Genomic DNA, 19,743 nt, shown 5'->3' with positions numbered 1-19,743 from the left:
GCTGGATATTAGGGTATCAAGGAAGAGATAAGAAAGGTGTGTAGACAAATGAGCGAAGTTTGGACTAAAGACATCATCCCGACTGTATCCGATAAAGTAGTGATTGTGACAGGTTCGAACGGCGGATTAGGGTATGAGACGGCATTAGCGTTAGCTGGAAAAGGCGCAAAAGTTATCCTTGCAGTTCGTAATCTGGAAAAAGGTGAAAAGGCAGCTAACCAGATAAAGTCGTCTGTGCATGTAGCTGGAGAGGTAATCGTTATGCAGCTCGACCTCAGCGATTTAGCTAGTATCCGTAAGTTCGCAGCCGCTTTTCTTGAGCAATATGATTCTTTGTCCATTCTCGTTAATAATGCAGGAATTATGAACCCTCCGTTCCAGTTAACGAAGGATGGCTTTGAGTTGCAGTTTGGTAGCAATCATCTAGGGCATTTTGCACTTACGGGCCTGCTATTGCCTCGATTAATTTCTACTCCGCAATCGAGAGTGGTTACTCTAAGCAGTTTGGCAGCTGGTAATGGTGCAATTGATTTTAATAATTTGGATGGCTCCAAAGGATATAATCCCATGAAGTTCTACAGTCAAAGCAAGCTAGCTAATCTGATGTTTGCAAGAGAACTGCAGAATAAGTTTAATTCCGGCCATATGGATTCTATGAGTATCGCCGCTCATCCAGGAATTTCGAATACCAATCTGTTCTCCTTCGGTTCGGGGAAACAGGCGAATATATTCATGCGGAGTCTTCTGAAAATCATTAGTCAACCTGCACACATGGGGGCATTACCCACCTTGTACGCTGCAACAGATCCGACGATTATGGGAGGAGAGTATATAGCTCCTGGCGGTATGGGCGGCACTAAGGGCTATCCCAAGAGCACTAAGATCATCGAAAAATTATATGACGCTAACATTTCAAACAAGCTATGGAGCGTGTCAGAAGAATTAACAGGGGTATATTACAGATTTGACGTGTAGATTTTGCCATTAAGACAAATATTCCTTATTATGGTATAGATAGTTGGAATTCTTCAGTATAAATAAGCATGATTGAATGGGGGGCTACCATGATTCGATTCATAAGAGGTTTCACGACCCGCTCTATGCAGAGTCCATGTGATGAACAACGGCGGTTGTTTGCACAGAGCTTGAAATTCTTTTCCGCCATATCATTGTAGTGCATATCCAATGTGTTCATTGTACGACTCTGCTGCCTTAAAGATTTTAACTTTTAAGGAGTGGAGCAACGTGAAATATATTAATGCGGATACAATCTTCCCGAAAGAATTGCTCAAAGAAATACAGCGTCATATCCCCGGAGGCCTGATCTATATTCCGAGGCCCAAGGATGCCTATAAGAAATGGGGCGAGAACTCGGGCGGCAGAAGGATTGTCCGGGAGCGGAACGACGAGATCCGCCAGCTTTTTGCTGCGGGAACAACCATTGATCAGCTTGCGGACCAGTACTGTTTATCCATCGATAGCATCAAGAAAATTGTGTATCGCAAAAAGGGATGAAACTATAGAAGCCATGTTCGAGCAATCGAATGTGGCTTTTTCCTGTAAGAGTAAAGAATGGTTATTAAATCTTTTTTACATATTCGAGGTTGTTAATTACGCGTACAATTCATTTGACGGTACAAGGTTATGCGGTGAGAGTTCATGAAGTAACTCCTTAAATCATCTGGTAAGGTTGGTGAATATGAATAATATGAATATAGAAGTGAAATTAACGAATAAAGACGAGGCGTATGTGATTAAAAATATGTACCCGCTATACCTTCATGATCTATCCGGACATTATGGTCTGGGTGGAGAGCATAGCCCGAACGAACATGGTATTTTTGAGCCAAGTCCTGATTATATAACTTTGCAGGATCAGTATAACGTCCAGAACATATGGTGGGAAAAACCGGAGTGTCTTTATCCGTTCCTCATGATTGTGGATGGCATACCGGCAGGTTTTGCGTTCATAGCTACTCCGCCACATTGTTCACAAGGCACGAATTTCTTTGTACATGACTTCTTTCTGATGCAGCCGTTTCGAGGTGTAGGCGTTGCTGAACACGCGGCATCCACGATCTTCGGAATGTTTAAAGGAAACTGGGAGTTGTTCACCAATCCATCGGAGAAAAATAAGATTGGCCAATCTTTCTGGCGAAAAACAGTGGCTAATTATACCGAAGGTAACTATCGGGAAATGTACGGGCATACGTTTGATGGCTATAAATTGATTTTTCAATTTTCCAATATATAAAGAGAGGGATCGTCTTCCTTTGAGGAAAACGATCTCTCTCTCCTTTGCCTTTTATAAAGTACCGTTGAAATAGTGATACTCTGAATTCACTTCAAAACCAACACTGCGGTACAGATTCAAAGCGCGTTTGTTTTCGGTTACAACGGATAGGCGAATATCTGTGTAACTTTGTTTCCTTAGGAGATCAACCAGGGTGCTAAGCGCAGTGCGCCCCAGTTTCTGTCCCTGATAAGCAGGCAAGATACAGAAGTTATGAATAAATGCGGTAGTTGCATTAATGGAGTTGACCCGTACCAGCCCAACAGGCAGTTGATTCTGCCATGCAATATAGGTGACTCGGCTGGGTTCATTTGTTTGCATAAAGTACTCGCGTGTCCAGTCCTCCGAGTCTCCAAAGGCTTGGGAGGAGCAAGTGACCATAAACTCCATATCCTCGGTTTCTGCCACGGACAACGTTAGTTCAGGTGGCTCCACAACCGAACGCACCTCATTCACAAGTTGCATCGAGTACTCCGCACGATCATAAATGGCTCCGAGGGATTGGGCAGTAAGAAGGCCCGGAGATAAGCCCTGAGGAACGCGATAACTGAGTTGGTTGATTCCCTGTGGTTTCATATCCAGGATGGCCCTTTTCAGTAGGCTGCTGAACACACCTTGGCGACGAAAATCTGGGTGTACGATGGCATTAATATTCCCGGTTACGCCATCGGATGGATACCAACTGAGGAGTCCTACCAGATCACCGTGGCGATAACAGAGGAGCGCATGGTCTCCGTCTTTTTTGCTGATATGGTCAAGGTCTGCCTTTAGATGGACGGAATCCAGTTGTTTACATTGTTGTTCGAGCAAAAAAATAGCATCAATCTGTTCCTTGGAGTTATAGACCATGGGAATGACTTGATAAGTTGACATAGCTTTCACACCTTCATTTTTGAAGGAAACACGCAGTTATTGGACCCGCAGGCGCTATCCTTCAAGAGTTGGTTCACTTCCCGATGACTATAACACAATCTATGATGAAGATGACACTCAATGGATGTAATTCACTGGATGTCTGTTCAGATGTGCCCAGTAACTGGACATTATATCCTATTGAAGGGATAATTGAGAGTAATAAGGAGAGAAAGGAGTTGATCACCTCGCGTAAGTTAGCTTATATGATGAGTACGTTGTTTCTTTCATCTGTCATGATAATGGGGTGCATCCCATCTGAGTCAGCCGAGAACGTTAAAGAGACCATTCCACCAGCGACGAATCAGCCGAGTATTGTGAGCAATCAGAAGGCGTCAGCCATAGATGAGCAGCAGGCCCTCGAAATGTCGCTGGATTATAAAACAACCGAACTGACTGTTGATTATAAGGACTATGAAGATACGTTAACTGTGGAGGGTCTGCTGGCTAGAGCAGAAGTAATCAGACCATTTTTGACAGAAAGGAATTTCGAATCCAATATAGATGCGCGATTTAACAAGATTCCTTTACGTGTAGCAGACAAAGAGAAGGCTCTGCTGCATCCTGAAAATATACAAACCAAGATCAAAGATAGCAAGAGTGATTGGATTCTTGTGGAATACACGCTCGATTTGAAATTTACGGATAAGGATGGCAAAGAGTTCAAGTCCATTCCGTTATCGGGCGATATCACCTTTTTGCAGGATCAGGGAGAATGGCGCATTCAGGATGATACGTACAACATGAAGCCCTTCACAGAAATCATTAATAATTCACTGTAGTTGATGGAGTGTCTGTGAATCTGGCACATGCAGATTGTGCTCGAATTAACCAGTACGAATAAGCTCTTTCATATTAAGTACGCACTTCAGAGTGCGTACTTTTTTGTGGGTGTGTACAGCTAAGCGTGCGTCGTCAAAAGGGCTTCATCGTGATGATTGTTCTTGTCTCTTCCTAGAAATTTGCAGGGTACATTCTCCTGTAATGATGATATCATTTGGATAAATAAACTTACTTATTGCGCTTGTAGAGATTGGGGTTGGATTCATCATGAGGGGAATTCTCCGAGTCGGTTCTCGTAAGGTGTGGTTTTATATCGTTGTTGCCGTTACTGTTGGCTTGGTTGCAGGCTATGTCGTCCTCTCTGAGCCGGACTCTCCTAAGTTCCAAAGTGAAAAAGGTATTCTGGATTTAAGGCAGGTTCAGCTCAGTACGAATCCGCAAAAGTTAACAGGGGAGTGGTCGTTCTACTGGCAAGAGCTACTGTCGCCTGAGGACATACGGGTTCGTTCGGCAAGGGAAGGAAATCAGGACCACTGGATCAGCATCCCAAGCTCCTGGCTTGGCTATCCGTTAGAAGGTCAGCGGCTGAGTGGTACAGGCTACGCAACCTTTCGACTGGTCATACAACTAAGTGAGAACGATCGAAACGAGCAGCTTACTCTGCGGTTGCCGAGCATTTTTCATGCGTACAAATTATGGGTGAATGGCGATCTTCTAGAAGAAGTTGGTGAGGTGGGTCAGGACAAGAGCTCCGTGACCCCGCATCTGGAGACGAAACTGGTGTATTTTCAGCCTAAAAACGATACGATAGAGCTGGTTATGCAAGTAGCCAACTTCAATCATAAGCGTGGAGGCATTACCAAGGATATCGAGCTGGGTGGTAGTGACGTACTAACTTCCAAGACCAATCTGAATCTTGCCAGGGATATGTTCATCACGGCAAGTTTGCTAGTGATCGGCTTGTATAATCTGCTGTTGTTCATGCTGCGACGTAAGGATAGGGCTCCGTTATATTTTGGCCTGTTTACTGTACTGCTTGGTATTCGATCCTTGTTCAACGGGGAGCTTATCTTTACACAATGGTTGCCTCAGTTTCCTTGGGAATTGCAGTTCAAGATTGAATATCTGATTCTTTGTGTCAGTGGTTATATCATCAGCATGTATTTTGATAGCATTTTTCCCAATTACATATCACGATGGTTTCGTCTTTTTAGCTTGATCACAACCGGCGTATTCTGTGTCCTTGTGGTGGTAACTCCTGCACTTATCTATTCAAAATTTATGCTGATGATCGGTGTAATGGTAGTTCTACATATGATTTATCTGATGATCGGACTGGTTCAGGCGGCTGTGCGACGTATGGAGGGAGCGTTGATCTTCCTGCTGGTGTCGGTGGTTACGTTGGTCACGGTTGTCAACGATTTTTTATATTTTAACGGATGGTCGCCGATTGGAAATACATCTCCGCTTGGGTTATTGATATTTACGATTGCGCAGTTGATTCTGCTGTCTTCGCGATCTACGAGGACGGCATCGAACGAAGAGAGAATTACACGTGAATTACAGGACGTTAATGACAAGCTGATCGAAATGAATATGAATCTGGAACAGACCGTTCAGGAGCGAACGCAGGCCTTATCTACAGTGCATGATGATCTCCAATCCTCGTATGACCGACTGCTTCACTCCGAGCAAGGGAGGAAGAAGTTACTTGCTTATATTACGCATGATCTGCGTATGCCGTTATCCAGTATGCTTGGATATGTAGAAGCTATACAGGACAGGGTCAAGCCGGAACGCAATGAACAATATCTGAAGTACATCCGGGAGAACACGATAAGGATTAACCGTATGATCGAGGAGTTGTCCTTCTTGTCTCATTTGGAGACCGGACAGGTCTCGTACCGAATGGAGCCGGTTCAGATCATTCCCTTCTTGCATGGTTTTTTTGAACAATATGAGTTGGTAGTGCGCGACGCAGGTTTAGACTTCATACTGGACATCGGAGATACCGAGGATAGACGATCTATTTTGCCAGTTGTCGAGATGGATGCGAAAAGAGTAGAGCAGGCCTTATTTAATCTAGTATCTAACGCCATGAAGTTCACCTCCAGCGGGGGGCTGGTGCGTATTGCACTAGTTGTGGAAATGGTGAATCATGCTCCTCATGCAGTTATTAGCATAGAGGATTCTGGTATGGGGATTCCTCCGGATCAGCTTGAGCAAATCTTCGAACGTAATTACAGATACGATCGGCCGGGAATGGGCATAGAGGGCAGTGGACTGGGGCTGGCAATTTGCAGGGAAATCGTACAAGCGCACGGAGGCATGGTTCGAGCGGAGAGCGACGGCAAGATGGGGGCGACATTCTATATAACGTTTTCCTTGTACGGTGATTGAAGGAAAGGGGTGATGAGATGGACACGCACAAAATCATGATCGTTGATGATGATCCTCATATATGCGAGATTGTGCAGGTGTATTGTGATAGGGAGGGATTTGTCTCCACCTGCAGTCATAGCGGGTCAGAAGCGATGGAGCTGCTTGCATCGTTTGAGCCGGATTTAATTATACTGGATGTATTACTGGCTAATGAAAACGGTATTGACTGGTGCAGGAATGCGCGTAATCTCACCAGTGCGCCGATTGTGTTTCTGAGCAGTCAAGAGGAAGACGAAATAAAAATTAGCGCATTATCCTATGGCGGGGACGATTATGTGACCAAGCCGTTCAGTCCGGGAGTGCTCATGGCCAAGATCAAGGCTCACCTTCGCAGAGTGTCGACGGGTAGAAGGGAACAACTGCTGGAGTTACCGGGTTTGACACTGGATTTCTACACGCAGTCCGTCAACATGGGGAGTATACCTATCTCTTTATCGAAAAAAGAATTCAGTCTGCTGTCCTATATGGCACAAAACGTGAATCGTGTCGTCAGTGTCGATACGTTGTTTCAAATCATCTGGGGAATGGAAAGTCTGGAGGATACAAGAACGGTTGCTGTACATATCAGTAATTTACGCAAAAAAATTGAGTCTGACCCTGCCGACCCTGAGCGAATCATTACGGTTCGGGGGAGCGGATATATGCTGGTTTCTAATAGTACGTCACAAGCATGAATATAGCAGTAAGGGTGGTAGTCTATTATAAATGGGAAAATGGCGTTGGAGCAGTACCTGACGCTATTGGCCCATTTTTTGTTCTTTCCACTAGCTTCGTAACCGACTCAAGATATTGAATCCCTCAACACCAGTCTGCGCTTTTCCATCCTCGTCAAAATGATGTGCCATCTCTCCGAAGAATTAAACGATCCAATACGCACGGATTTAAAGTTTTCTTTAGGTTTCTCAAGTAGGTTAATCCATCATGATAAAATCACTGTGGTCGATATAACGACATATTTCATCAAATTGCAACTGATTATTAGCTACGAGGACGTTACATTCAAGCCGGATCAAACGATAACACGTGAAGAAATGGTTGTCTTGCTGTCCCGCATTAGTACTTGAAGAGAAGGAAGTGGCTCCGATGGCACGAGTTATATGTATCACATCAGGGAAAGGCGGAGTTGGCAAGACAACGGTCACGGCTAATCTCGGGACTGCCCTTGCCTTATCGGGGAGCAGCGTTTGCTTGATCGACGCTGATTTTGGATTGAGAAATCTGGATATTCCGCTTGGTTTGAGTAATAGGGTAGGGTATCATATTTCTGATTTTCTGACGGGTCAATGTGCTTTACATCAAGTGATCGTCAAAGATAAGCGAATCAGTACCTTGTCCTTTATCTCCTGTAGTAACGACGCGGTGCATCACGATGATCCACAAGTTTTTGGCGAGGTTGTACAGCAAATAGGCCAGGGCTATGATTATGTGCTGATTGATTCGCCGGCAGGCATTGAAAATGGATTCTGGAATGCGGCTTTGGCAGCAGATGAGGCTATTGTCGTTACTACGCCTCATCGTACATCGCTTCAGGACGCGGATCGCGTAATCGGATTATTAGAAGATATGATTCCGGCTCCGCCACAGCTCATCATTAATATGGCCGACGGACAGGAAGCCCGTTCGGCAACGGTAAAGATGCAGGATATTATCGATATTCTCAATATTGGTGTGATTGGCGTGATCCATGCCGATGTACAAATTATACGTTCCGTACATAAGGGTATTCCGATTGCGCTTAATCCCGAGTTCGAAAGCGGACTGCGCTTCAGGCATATCGCCCACAATGTGGCGAAGAATCAGCAGGAGCCTTTTATCTCATTGAAACCCAAGAGGCATATTAGTGTTTTTTCACTTCCTCCAAGACTGCGTTGGGGGAAGAGCAGTTCGTTATAGTCGATTCTGGTAGATGAATCGTTGAGAAGAGAATCATCTGGAATGGATTGCAGATTAGCTAAAGAATTCATGGAAAATAGTGGTGTGGGGTTACCTTCCCTACGCCGCTATTTTTTGATGTCATTGATGTTTCACTTGCGAGTAGTTGCTTACTTAAAGTTTTCTTTATAATTCACAAGCGCCCCTATCTCGCATGTTAAAATACGGAAGAAAAAACGACATAATTTGCTGTGTCGTGTCACAATTCGACTGCGACTGATCAGAAAGGTCGGTGAACGAATTCAATCTGTAAAGTTAGCATTATCGTACCTTAAAGCAGTCGGATCTCTGTATGTAAGGTTTTTCCTCGCTTGATCTCCACGTGCCGAGCGAACTGACTCGCAGGAGACCGCTGACGCCGATCTGGGTCAGTGGTTTCGGCTATTAGTCTGGCTTTGTTGATTAGCTTGGTTAGAAACCAATTTTGGATGGTTTTTTTTAGTTTGATCTATACATAGAAGGGATGAATACAAGTGAAGAAAGTAATACAGGGATGGAAGGTGAGCCGGCAGATCCTGATGTGGATGCTGGTGATCAGCTTAATAGTTTCTGCCGTGCCCCTATTACCAGCGCAATCGGCAGTAGCGGCTGAACTGCCGATGCAGAAGACAAAAGTAACCACATCCACTGGATTCCAGGATGTGAGTCCCAGCGACTGGTTCTATGATGCAGTCGTCCATGTGCAGGAGAAGGGCATATTCAGCGGAACGAACGCGAGTAGCTTCTCTCCTAAGGGGACAATGACACGTGCCATGTATGTAACGGCACTTGGACGGATGGCCGGAGTCGATGCGGGGGCGTACTCCACATCGAGCTTTGCTGATGTACAGGCGGGCAGCTGGTATGCGCCATATGTCGAATGGGCGGTTAAGAAGGGAATTACCGATGGCACGGGGGATCGGAAATATTCGCCGGATGCTACCGTATCTCGGGAGCAAATGGCGACGATGACGTTGCGGTATTTCGAAAGCGAACAGATCCCTTATCAGACCGAGAATCCGGTCACGACAGAGCCGGGCGATCTCGGGGATGTATCACCTTGGGCGGCTGAAGCGGTCATCAAGCTGTGGCAAGCCGGTGTGTTCACCGGGGATGAAAAGGGGAACTTCAATCCGCGTGCGCAAGCGACTCGCGCGGAAGCAGCGGTTCTCTTCATGCGCAACAATGCAGTTGTAGAGGCGTGGAAACAGCAGAATCCAACGCCAGTGACGCCAGCACCTGAACCAACGCCGACGGTGACACCAACACCGACATCGCCAGTGACATCAACGCCAACGCCGTCACCGGGCGGTAATAACGGTGGCGGAACGCCTGGAGATAACGGAAGTAACCCAGGTACGGGCTCCACTGCGTATACGCTCACGTTTGAGAGCAACGGAGGCACGGCGATTGCTGCGCAGAAGGTGAGAAAAGGCCAGGTGCTAAATAACCTGCCGGCTCCAACAAAAGAGGGATACATATTCCAAGGGTGGTTTACAGATAGTGATTTCTCGCTCATCTTTGCAGAAGGTAGTGCGCTAACTGAGGATATGAAGTTGTATGCGAAGTATACAGATAGCATAGATAATGCCTTACAGAGCACACCAAGCTATTCGGTTTTGGATGTGGCACCGGACTTCACGATTGCAGTAAACGATGCATCAGGCAACCTGACAGTATCCGAGGTTCAAGCGGGTATGACGTTCACAGACACGGCAAATCCCGACTTTGCTGGAGTTACCGTCACTGGCGGGAACGGGGCTTTCACCGTAGCATCCGCAGCTGAAGACGGAAAATTCGTTGAAGGCAATACGTATCAACTGAAGTTGAATAGCGATAACCTGTCCTTCCAAGGTCAGGATGCGACGACGAGTATTTACGTTTTTAGTGTCGCTAAGCAAGAGGTTCTGGACATTCCGCTGAACCCTAACATGATCTACCTTCCATTTACGGATGTCACGGATATGATATTGAATGGCGAAGCTGTGGGTTCACCAGCGATTTCGGTAGTTGCCACGACGGTGGGCGGTAGCGAAAATGCGCTTGCCGAGGCGAATGCGAGCAGTGGAACGTTCGTGTATTCCGGCAGCACCGTGATTCAAGTCGGCAATACAGTCGCCATCTATCAAGGGGTTCGCCCTGATCTGCGTACATTAGCAACAACGGGTGAAGACGATGGCGATGTTGCCTATGTCCAGATCACAGAGGTAGACGGAAACACCTATACCTATGACCATGCAGATACCAATCAAGTGTTGCTCAAGCCGGATGTTCTGCCGGTGAGTGTGGAAGCAGACACAGATGGAAATCCGAATAACAAATCCATCACAGTTGAGCATATCCAAATGAATTACAGCGACAGCCTATATGAGCCTTTCGGCTTGGATGAGTTAACCACGGTGGATGTGGGTGACTTTATCGGTTTTTATGAAGGCATCTTTGCTGAAGAAGGTTCTCGAATTGTCAGTTATGGACGTATCACTTCGATTACGCCTATAGCAGAGATGGACATCATCGAATATGCTGATGCCACGATTGAAGATATTGAGAATGTCTTCAACATCTATCAGAAGCAAGCCATTAACGGCGACGATCTGTTGTCGGAAGAACAGATTGCACAGCTCGAAGAGCAAATTGAGCAGCAAGCGAGGGACAGCGGATTCGTCAATGAAGCCGCGGATTATCTGTCTGACATCGCCATGGAGACGAAGGAAATTCAGGAGATCAAGGCTCAGTCTTCCCTGGCGTCCGGTAAAGGGAGCCGGGTAAGTGTGGAGAATCTGACCGTTGTTGCTTCACTCGGCACGAGGCTGAAGAATATTGACGGCCGAACCTCAGGCGTAAGCGCTACATTACAAGTGGGTGCCGATATTGTTGTCAATATCAATGAAGACAGCGATCTTGTTATCCATATGACGGGTACATTCGTTCAGGAGATGAGCCTGGATCTCGGTATTAATGGGGATATGCAAGGGCATTGGCTGAAAAAGTGGGGAATTCCTTACTGGTACAGCATTGATGATTATGTAATTACGGCGAATCTGGATGCTTATAGCTATACCGGGATGAACATCACGGCAGAGATAGCTCTCGTTGAACACGATAAGTTAAATGATGCACTGAATGACTGGGTGGGCGAGAAGAACGCTGGCAGGTTGGGAAAGGTTCAGGACATTGCGACACAGATTAAAGCGGTAATGGCGGGCGTGCAGGATACTGCCGTAGATGCCGAATCGTTGAAGGAAAAGTATCAAGAGATGTTGGAGCAAGACACGGAATGGGTTCCGTTAATCAAGAAGGAGCTCTTTGAAAAGAGCGTACGCGTGGCTTTAGGTATTGTGGAAGTCAAATTTGAAGCGGAGTTTGTGGTCAGCGCCCAGGTGAACCTGACGGTGGGGGCAGATTTCTACTATAAGATGGCCAAGCGTTACTCGGTTAGCTTGCGCGTATTGAGTTTCAGTGGTTCGAGCAATACGGTCAGCTTGCCGGGAGACGGAGATTACCAATTTACCTTCTATGTGATGGGGACGATCGGTTTACGAGCTGGTATTCATATGGAGGTCAAAGCGGGGATTGGAAGCGTCAAGTTGAATAGTATCGGGCTTGCTGTAGAACCTGGTGTGTATGTGAATCTGTGGGGCTACTTCTATTATCAATTGAAAAATATTAGCGGGGTGGAGAGTACGAAGTCTCTAGGCGCCCTCTTCGTTGAGATTGGCATCTATTTGGAGGTGGAACTCGGTGCTCAATTAGGAGATGGCGCACTCTCGGGCGGCGTGGAGCTGGTCGATGAAGAGTGGCCGCTGTATACGATTGGAGAAGAACAGAACGTCTACGACTTCGCCTATCCTCAGGATAAGTCGCTCAAGGTGAACATGGCGGGTTCTGCGTCATCCATCGCTGTACCGGAGTTGTGGGTCACGATGAATACCTTTGATTTGAAGACAGGCGATACGGATGAACAGGCGTATGATCGCTCGAATTTCGATATTCAGGTGGACAATCCAAACTTCAAGTATGACGCAGCAAACGGGATGATTGAAGTGGTGGACAAGAACATTCAGGTGAGTGATGGCAATCTGGTTATCACCTGGAAGGGGTCGCCGGGGTCGTTCACGTCCGATCCGCTTAAGCGTACGATTCAGTTAAGCTGGCTTGCCAGAGTAGGTGACTACATCCTTCAGCTGGATCCGCAGAACGGCGGAGTGACCCAGGTTGTGGCGGCTCCGTATAACGCGCCTATTAGCGTGGTCACCCCAGTATATCCAGGATACACCTTTGACGGCTGGTATACGGACGCTTCCGGCGGCACGAAGATCACGATTCCGAGCCGAATGGCTGCGGAGGATCGGAAACTGTATGCGCACTGGATTGCGAACAAGAATACGCCGTATACCGTTGAGCATTATGTGCTGGACCCGAATAGCAGAACATTGGCTCCGCCTGTGGATACGGAGAATTTGACCGGAACAACGGACACGGAGATTCGCATCAGCTCCGACAGGTTTAAGGAGCAAGGATATTCGACAGGTACGGTAAGCGGCGTATTGATCAAGGGTGACGGAACAACGGTCGTCAGAGTGAATTACTCTCCGGCGAATCGTAAAATGACTTTCGCTGGGGGTTATGCCGGTGCGCCCCAAATCTCGCTAACAGAAGCCGTTGGCAAGAACATCGCTACTCGTATACCTGTACCGACAAGGCAGGGATATACGTTTGCCGGTTGGTCGCCAGAAGTTCCAAGTACGATGCCGATTGAGGATACTACGTATACAGCGAAGTGGACGGGGAGAGAGGGTACGCCTTATCAGGTCGTGTACTTGCTGCAAAATATCGGAAGTGACACCTATACGGTTGCAGATACGGAATCGTATCGTGGAGTTACGGGTACCGAGGCGAGTTTGGCGGACGTCAAGCCGAGATCCTATGATGGCTTCGTGCGGGACGACAGCATTTCGGTACTGACGGATCTAATCACGAGCAACGGTAAAACGACGCTGAAGGTTTATTATAAGCGTGATGTATACCAAATGACGGTTGATTATAATGGTTCTGGAGCAGCAAATAAAACGGATAATGTTCCTTTCGGAGCAACGATGCTGTTGCGTCTGGGCACTCCGACATGGCAGGGATATAGCTTTACGGGTTGGTCGCCAACACCTCCGACCACGATGCCTGCCGAGGATGTCCAGTTTACCGCGCAGTGGGCAATTAACGACTACACCGTAAATTTCGACAGTAACGGTGGGTCCGAAGAAGTGCCGGCTCAGACTGTAGGGTTTGGCGCTACGATTAGTACGCCGACTGAACCGACGAAAGATGGTTATGTATTCGGCGGTTGGTATCGTGATAACACGTTGACGAATGCTTACGACTTCGCTGCTGCGGTGACGGCGGATCTCACACTGTATGCGAAGTGGCTGATCCCTTACACGATAAGCTTCGAGAGTAATGAAGGGTCGGTAGTAGATGCCCAAACAGTGAATGAAGGCGTCAAGGCTATGGCTCCTGCCCCTCCGACGAAAGACGGCTATGTGTTTAGCGGCTGGTACAGCGATAGCGAGCTAATGAACGCCTACGATTTCACGGCTATGGTGGTAACGGGAGACCTCACGTTGTACGCGAAGTGGACGGTTTATGTACCGAATACTTATACCGTAACTTTCGAGAGTAATGGCGGATCGGTAGTCACAGAACAGAGTGTGAATGAAGGTGCCGTGGCTACTGCTCCTGGCGCTCCGATGCTGGAAGGGTATACGTTCGATGGCTGGTATAGCGATAGCGAATTGATGATACCTTATGGTTTCACGGAAGGTGTAACGGCGAATGTAATGCTGTACGCGAAGTGGACGAAGAATAGCTACACAGTGAGCTTCAGCAGTAACAATGGATCATCGGTGAGTAATCAGTCTGTGAGTGAAGGTGAAATGGCAACGATTCCTGAAGCACCGACACGTGCAGGGCATGTATTTGAAGGCTGGTATAGTGATGCTGGTCTGAATGAATCTTACAGCTTCACGACACCTGTGATGAATAACCTCACATTGTACGCGAAGTGGACGGCTATATATACGGTCACCTTCAACAGTAACGGCGGATCACTGGTGGCTGACCAGAATATGCAAACCGGCGGTAATGCTACGGAGCCTGCCGTACCGACAAGGGATGGTTACACGTTCAACGGTTGGTACAGCGACGCCGGACTGAATGAAGCCTACAGCTTCACGACATCGGTGACGGGTAACCTCACGCTGTACGCGAAGTGGACATTTAACAGCCGCACGGTGGACTTTGACAGTAACGGTGGGGCAGCAGTAGGTAGTCAGACGGTGGTTACTGGCAACCAAGCTGTGGCACCTGCTGCGCCGAAGTGGGCAGGATATCGATTTGAAGGTTGGTACAGCGATCGTGATCTGGAGATCGTCTACGACTTCGGTACGCCGGTGACGGCAGACATCACGCTTTTCGCGAAGTGGACGATGACATCGTGGCTGCAAGTGGGTGACGAGCTGGAATTGAATAGCAAGTCCAATATCGTCTTCGACAGTCAAGGGACGCCTTACATGGCTTATATAAAGGACAATAACGAAGTATCTGTGGTGCAATATAAGGGAGGCACGTGGCAGTCCGTGGGCAATCAGAGCGATCTTGAAAAAGCGGGAGGATTGGGGAGCTCAGCTATATCGCTCGGAATAGACAGTAAGGACAAGATTTATGTTGGTTATAAGAATAGCTCAGGTCAAGTAAGCTTTAAGAATTACAATGATGAACATAAGTGGTGGAGACCATTAACTGCTTACCCTGATTTTTATTGGAATGACGGAAAGAACAGTAGAAAAGTGGATACAGTTAAAGACAGCTTCTTCATTACCTTTGATAAGGATGATAATCCTTTTCTGATGTTTAGAGGTGTTTTGGTCGGTAACGCTGCAGAACCGTCAAGGCTCATGTCATGGAGTTATCATCAAGGTAGTGGATGGAAACAAGAAGCGAGGTTAGAGGCATTCGCAGGTCTAAGAGCATTCCTCGCACCGTTACCAAACAATGGCATGTATTTGTTTGCTCCATCTTATTCATCTTATTCATCCAGTAGTTATGCGGCATTAGGATATAGCTTATCAGATAGCTTATCTGGACAGGATAAATTTTGGGAATTATTAGATCCGAAACAATCTTCATATCCAGCATCGGCGAATATGGATGCTGCATCCGCGCTTGATCCATCTGGCGTACCTTATATGATCTATCTTAGCAGCTCCAATGGTGTTGAAATGTGGAAATATCCGCACTCCATTCCGTCAGAAAATACAGCATGGGAGAAGGTGAGCACTCCCGGATTCTCGGTTGGTTCGTCTAAAGGAGGAAGTATGGATATGGCCTTTGACAGCCAAGGCACGCCTTACGTTGCATATCGAGATGCTGCAGATGGCAACAGGGTGACTGTGATGAAATACGAGAACTTGGATTGGAGACCCGTAGGGCATGCCGGATTCTCCACTGATGACGCTCTTGAGCTAGATATTTTCATAGATAGCACTGACCACATTTATGTGAATTATAAGAAACAAGGTAAAATGACTATGATGAAGTATGATCCGAACTTGTAATAACCTTGACAGATCAGACTGACAGAAGAGCCTACTCCCATCGGAGTAGGCTTTTTTTGAATATATTCCATAATTCACTGTAATTCATGCAGCGTTTGTGTCTCCGGCACGTTATGCACCCGCATTGTTTCGCACAACCCACCAAACCTGGCTAATCCTCATCTCCAATTATTTTGCTTAGAAATTGGTTCGCCCAAACGTGGCATCACTCTTCACTGTCGAGTTGCTGGATGCGTTGATGGCATCGAGCTGTAACACGTAATCATAATGCCGGATGTAATATCCGGGCTGACTGTACGATTGAAGGGATACTTTGGTGCTGTCAGCCCAACCAGGACTGCTTAGGAACGTAGCATCTCCCTTATATGCGGAGGTGTCGGCATAAGCTTCAAGTACAATTTTATTGCTGGTGTTGCGCTTCAGGAAGTAGCCCGGGAAGTTGATGGACTCCAGTGATATTCCCATGGAGCTGGCAAGACCCGGCACGACGCGGAACTGTGAATCCAGAACAGGTGAGACGTTGGCATCCACGCGAGCAGTGTAGTTGGCATGACGGATGTATCGATCCGGAACGTTGTGTGAACTGAACCGGCTGTAACCTGTGGCTTCCGGTGTTGCAGGACCCAACATTTTGACCTCGTGCAGGGTTGGGGTGTACCAGTTACCCGGATTATTCCACAAGACCGCGTTTACCATATTGATCCGTACATAACGAGCTGTGAAATGCACAGCATCCGTCGTATAGCCATAGGTCAGATTGTTGGTGCGATCCAAGGTAGAGTAATTGACACCATCGTTGCTAATCTCGATTTTGTATTTGTAGTATCCTTCGGAACCTTTATACATAAACCAGGAGGTGTCGATCTCCGTGATCGTCTTTGGTGCGCCAAAGTCCACCTGCCACCAGGCAGGCCAGCTATTGGAGGAAGCGACCCATGAAGTCTGGTAGTTGCCATCATTGACATTGGATGCGGACGAGCTGGAGGCTGTAGAGCTGGCGGTAGTTGTTCTGCCTTGGGCATGATTGACGAGAGCAGGCGGTGTTACCGCACCTGTTGCTGCATCGATGTTCCACGTTGTATACCACTCCAGTGATGCTGTTCCGTTGGAATCATTCAAGGTTAGCGGCAGCCAAATATGCTTGTGCTCTCCGAGGTTCATAGGATTCCAGCGATCTCCCATGTAGATGTAGGATGTGGTGTTGCTGCCTGTAATCGTGGCAATATCATGAATCTGCGAACCAAAGGCAGATGGATTACCATATGGCGTAAGCGCAGTCCATGGACCCGTCATGGAAGTTGCTGTAGCATAAGCACCCTGATTCGGATACCAGCCAGCGGCTTGGGAGGTGAAGAGGTAGTAACGGTTTCCTTTTTTCACAACAGCAGGCGCTTCACGATAAGCATTCTCGAACAGCCAACCATCGAAGGATTGTATTCCGGTGTAACTTGCATTCATTTTGAAAACAGCCATTGTATCATTGGCGCCGCCATTCTTGCGTGAAGCCGTAACCAGATAACCCGTGCCATCGGTATCAACAAAGACGGTCATGTCACGGGATTCATAATTCAGCGGTCGGAAGCTGCCCTCATAGGTGAATTTTCCATTCGGGGTATTACTTGTTGCGACCGCTACACGCCCAAGGTTGTAGTCCGTTCCATTCTCATAGTGTGCCCAGAGCACATACTGGTTGGTGTAGGCGTTATAGATGACTTTGGGGCGCTCAATCTTGCTGGAAGCCAGCTCGGTTGCGGAATCTTTCGTCAGAATGGCATTGCTGAAAGTCCAGTTCTTCAGATCGGTCGAGGTGTAGACGTTCACACTGTCGAACTTGCCGCCCACCGCATGTTCACCGTACAGATAATACGTCGAGCCTACCTGCAGTATGTTGCCGCTGTTCGCATGGATGGGATTGCCCGCGGTGTCGAGCCAATCGGTGCCATTGGTGATCGTGACACTTGCAGCGCTTGTTCGTTCAGGATGAAGTCCAAACAGGGTGAACGTGAGTGCAAAGACCAGTAACCAGACCGCTTTTCTGTTACCCATGACATACACCTCCCGTAAGATATGTAACTAAAATATAATGTTTTCATTTATATTTTAGTTGGACTAGACTCTTTTTCAAGTGAACAATCCATCCATTGCTGAACATATCTTCATCTCTTCGGGGTTGAGCGGTGAGAGCGGAGGAAATGTTCCTAAATGTCATGTACGATGATGTAGAGAGGATCAGGTGCACACGTTAAAATAAGGCTAGACTCATTTTTACAACATAATTGGAGGGGGAACCGTCATGGACAAATTTATTGTAGATGAAGACCTTCAAGTGATATTGCAAAATGAAGAAGATGGAACCAGTACTCCCTACTCCCATTAAGGGAGGCATTACCGCACTGGATTTTGAAGTTATCTCGACTTATCCAAAAGGGTGGCTGACGTTCGCCTATCTGCGTGATCATCAGGGAATATGGTGGTTCAATGCTCGTAAGAACAAGGCAAGTTTATTCAGCCAGGATACGGAAGCTTTCCGTGTAATCGATGAAGATTACTGTTGTGATTCTCAATATGTCTATCTGGAAGATCAGGCTGTGCCTGACTCCGATCCGCCCAGCTTTCGGCTGCTGCCGGATACGCCCTACTTCGCTCGGGACCAACGTTATTTATATGTGAAGAGCAGCACGCATTTTCATCTATTTGAGGATATCGATACGAATGCTGTGATTGCTCATCACGATTATTGTACTGACAAGGACCACTTATTCCATCTGTCCAGCTCTCTTCGTTATGCGAATGGGGAAAAGGATGAGGTGAGGGCATGGTTGCGTGAGCATCATCCCGACGTACCTGGCTGGTGGCAACCTGATTATGCCCACAGTGCAGACGGCGCTACGCAGATCATAGGGAATTGGGTTGAGACTGCGTCGTCCATTTTTTATAAAACCGAATGGGGCGGTACGGCTCATCGGGAAGCGAAGGAAGTGTACAATCTCGTTCGGGATGTGCATAGGTCTACCTTTGAACCACTGGATGAGCAGTTTGCACGGGACCGGGAACGTGTTTATTTTCAGTGGCGTACTGTAAAAGGAGCAGACCCGGATACGTTCCAGTCACTAGGTGGACCGTACGGATGTGATGGCAAACATGTGTACTACAACGGTTACCGTGTCGACGAGGCAGATGCTCGGCAATTTGTAGCGTTTGCCGGGACGGAGCATCTTGGATTTTCCAAGGATCTGCAACATGTGTATCGTGCCGAGGTTGCTCGGACGAGTCAGCCTTTCGGTCATCCTGACGATGTGCTTCAGATCATCAAGGGGGCAGACACAGCAACGTTTGAGTTAATAACACCTTCCGGGAGCTGGGCAGTGGATGCTGATCGGGTGTATCTGTGGGGTAAACCGAATAAACATATTGATCGAGCCAGCTTTACACATCTATTCGATGCCGATCCCCAGAGTTGGGCAATGGACCAGAATAGTCTATATAATGCCAATGGCAAACGCATGGTTAAGGGTGTGAACGGCAGTACATTTGTCATGCTGAATGAATATTGGGGCAAAGATGACCGTGCGGTGTTCAGCTTTGTGACGGGAAGTGTAGATAAGTCGGGGGACGCAGCGACGTTTCAAGTTACGGATGATACAGGGGGCGCCGAAGATGCGTTATTTCGGTATATGGTGGAAGGCGGTACAGTGCGGAAAAAGAAGAGGTAAGTCGGACAGTAAGATTGCTTGTTCAAAAAGACTGGCTTTCAGTACCTAAAACAGCCGCGGTCTAAGACTTTACTTCAAGTCA

The 19,743-nt window shown here is 47.3% G+C and carries 12 protein-coding genes; 10 read left to right on the top strand and 2 right to left on the bottom strand.

Annotation, left to right across the window (positions count from 1 at the left end; genetic code table 11):
- Positions 1–48: 48 nt before the first annotated feature.
- The 3 genes from IFU39_RS24485 to IFU39_RS24475 all read left to right on the top strand — a co-directional run bounded on the left by IFU39_RS24485 (position 49) and on the right by IFU39_RS24475 (position 2,254).
- Positions 49–975 (top strand): oxidoreductase, encoded by a 927-nt coding sequence (locus IFU39_RS24485; RefSeq protein WP_192135391.1) that lies wholly within the window; start codon positions 49–51, stop codon positions 973–975.
- Positions 976–1,245: 270 nt separating this feature from the next.
- Positions 1,246–1,515, top strand: a complete 270-nt coding sequence (locus tag IFU39_RS24480; RefSeq protein WP_192135389.1) for a CD3324 family protein — start codon at positions 1,246–1,248, stop codon at positions 1,513–1,515.
- Between the two features lie 193 nt (positions 1,516–1,708).
- On the top strand, positions 1,709–2,254 hold the full coding sequence (locus IFU39_RS24475) for a hypothetical protein (protein WP_192135450.1): 546 nt from the start codon (positions 1,709–1,711) through the stop codon (positions 2,252–2,254).
- Between the two features lie 51 nt (positions 2,255–2,305).
- Here IFU39_RS24475 and IFU39_RS24470 read toward each other — a convergent pair whose 3' ends face one another.
- Positions 2,306–3,166, bottom strand: coding sequence for a GNAT family N-acetyltransferase (locus IFU39_RS24470; RefSeq protein WP_192135387.1), 861 nt, complete (start codon positions 3,164–3,166; stop codon positions 2,306–2,308).
- A gap of 248 nt (positions 3,167–3,414) precedes the next feature.
- Between IFU39_RS24470 and IFU39_RS24465 the strand changes: the two genes are divergently transcribed.
- The 6 genes from IFU39_RS24465 (at position 3,415) to IFU39_RS24440 (ending at position 15,948) form a co-directional block, all read left to right on the top strand.
- On the top strand, positions 3,415–3,987 hold the full coding sequence (locus IFU39_RS24465; protein WP_206759591.1) for a hypothetical protein: 573 nt from the start codon (positions 3,415–3,417) through the stop codon (positions 3,985–3,987).
- Between the two features lie 268 nt (positions 3,988–4,255).
- Positions 4,256–6,388, top strand: coding sequence for a sensor histidine kinase (locus IFU39_RS24460; protein ID WP_192135385.1), 2,133 nt, complete (start codon positions 4,256–4,258; stop codon positions 6,386–6,388).
- A gap of 35 nt (positions 6,389–6,423) precedes the next feature.
- Positions 6,424–7,104, top strand: coding sequence for a response regulator transcription factor (locus IFU39_RS24455; RefSeq protein WP_244661097.1), 681 nt, complete (start codon positions 6,424–6,426; stop codon positions 7,102–7,104).
- A gap of 159 nt (positions 7,105–7,263) precedes the next feature.
- Positions 7,264–7,494 (top strand): S-layer homology domain-containing protein, encoded by a 231-nt coding sequence (locus IFU39_RS33625; RefSeq protein WP_446740353.1) that lies wholly within the window; start codon positions 7,264–7,266, stop codon positions 7,492–7,494.
- 19 nt (positions 7,495–7,513) lie between these two features.
- Positions 7,514–8,323, top strand: coding sequence for a septum site-determining protein MinD (gene minD, locus IFU39_RS24445; protein ID WP_192135378.1), 810 nt, complete (start codon positions 7,514–7,516; stop codon positions 8,321–8,323).
- 512 nt (positions 8,324–8,835) lie between these two features.
- Positions 8,836–15,948: an InlB B-repeat-containing protein gene (locus tag IFU39_RS24440; protein WP_192135376.1), complete on the top strand. Its 7,113-nt coding sequence runs from the start codon at positions 8,836–8,838 to the stop codon at positions 15,946–15,948.
- 177 nt (positions 15,949–16,125) lie between these two features.
- Here the strand turns inward: IFU39_RS24440 and IFU39_RS24435 are convergent, their stop codons facing one another.
- Positions 16,126–17,994 (bottom strand): AbfB domain-containing protein, encoded by a 1,869-nt coding sequence (locus IFU39_RS24435; protein ID WP_192135374.1) that lies wholly within the window; start codon positions 17,992–17,994, stop codon positions 16,126–16,128.
- A gap of 293 nt (positions 17,995–18,287) precedes the next feature.
- On the opposite strand from IFU39_RS24435, the gene IFU39_RS24430 reads away from it, so the two are divergent.
- Entirely contained in the window at positions 18,288–19,661 is a 1,374-nt protein-coding gene (locus IFU39_RS24430) for a DKNYY domain-containing protein (RefSeq protein WP_192135372.1), read from the top strand.
- Positions 19,662–19,743 lie beyond the last annotated feature (82 nt).

The organism is Paenibacillus sp. CFBP 13594 (genome assembly GCF_014842675.1).
Classification (GTDB): domain Bacteria; phylum Bacillota; class Bacilli; order Paenibacillales; family Paenibacillaceae; genus Paenibacillus; species Paenibacillus amylolyticus_B.
Note: the sequence above shows the minus strand (reverse complement) of the source record. Positions and strands in the feature narration are given on the sequence as shown.

Excerpts from the sequence above, each read along its gene's own strand:
- IFU39_RS24485 (WP_192135391.1), top strand. The coding sequence starts at position 49 with ATGAGCGAAGTTTGGACTAAAGACATCATCCCGACTGTATCCGATAAA.
- IFU39_RS24475 (WP_192135450.1), top strand. The coding sequence starts at position 1,709 with ATGAATATAGAAGTGAAATTAACGAATAAAGACGAGGCGTATGTGATT.
- IFU39_RS24470 (WP_192135387.1), bottom strand. The coding sequence starts at position 3,166 with ATGTCAACTTATCAAGTCATTCCCATGGTCTATAACTCCAAGGAACAG.
- IFU39_RS24465 (WP_206759591.1), top strand. The coding sequence starts at position 3,415 with ATGAGTACGTTGTTTCTTTCATCTGTCATGATAATGGGGTGCATCCCA.
- IFU39_RS24460 (WP_192135385.1), top strand. The coding sequence starts at position 4,256 with ATGAGGGGAATTCTCCGAGTCGGTTCTCGTAAGGTGTGGTTTTATATC.
- IFU39_RS24455 (WP_244661097.1), top strand. The coding sequence starts at position 6,424 with ATGATCGTTGATGATGATCCTCATATATGCGAGATTGTGCAGGTGTAT.
- IFU39_RS33625 (WP_446740353.1), top strand. The coding sequence starts at position 7,264 with ATGATGTGCCATCTCTCCGAAGAATTAAACGATCCAATACGCACGGAT.
- minD (WP_192135378.1), top strand. The coding sequence starts at position 7,514 with ATGGCACGAGTTATATGTATCACATCAGGGAAAGGCGGAGTTGGCAAG.
- IFU39_RS24435 (WP_192135374.1), bottom strand. The coding sequence starts at position 17,994 with ATGGGTAACAGAAAAGCGGTCTGGTTACTGGTCTTTGCACTCACGTTC.
- IFU39_RS24430 (WP_192135372.1), top strand. The coding sequence starts at position 18,288 with ATGAAGAAGATGGAACCAGTACTCCCTACTCCCATTAAGGGAGGCATT.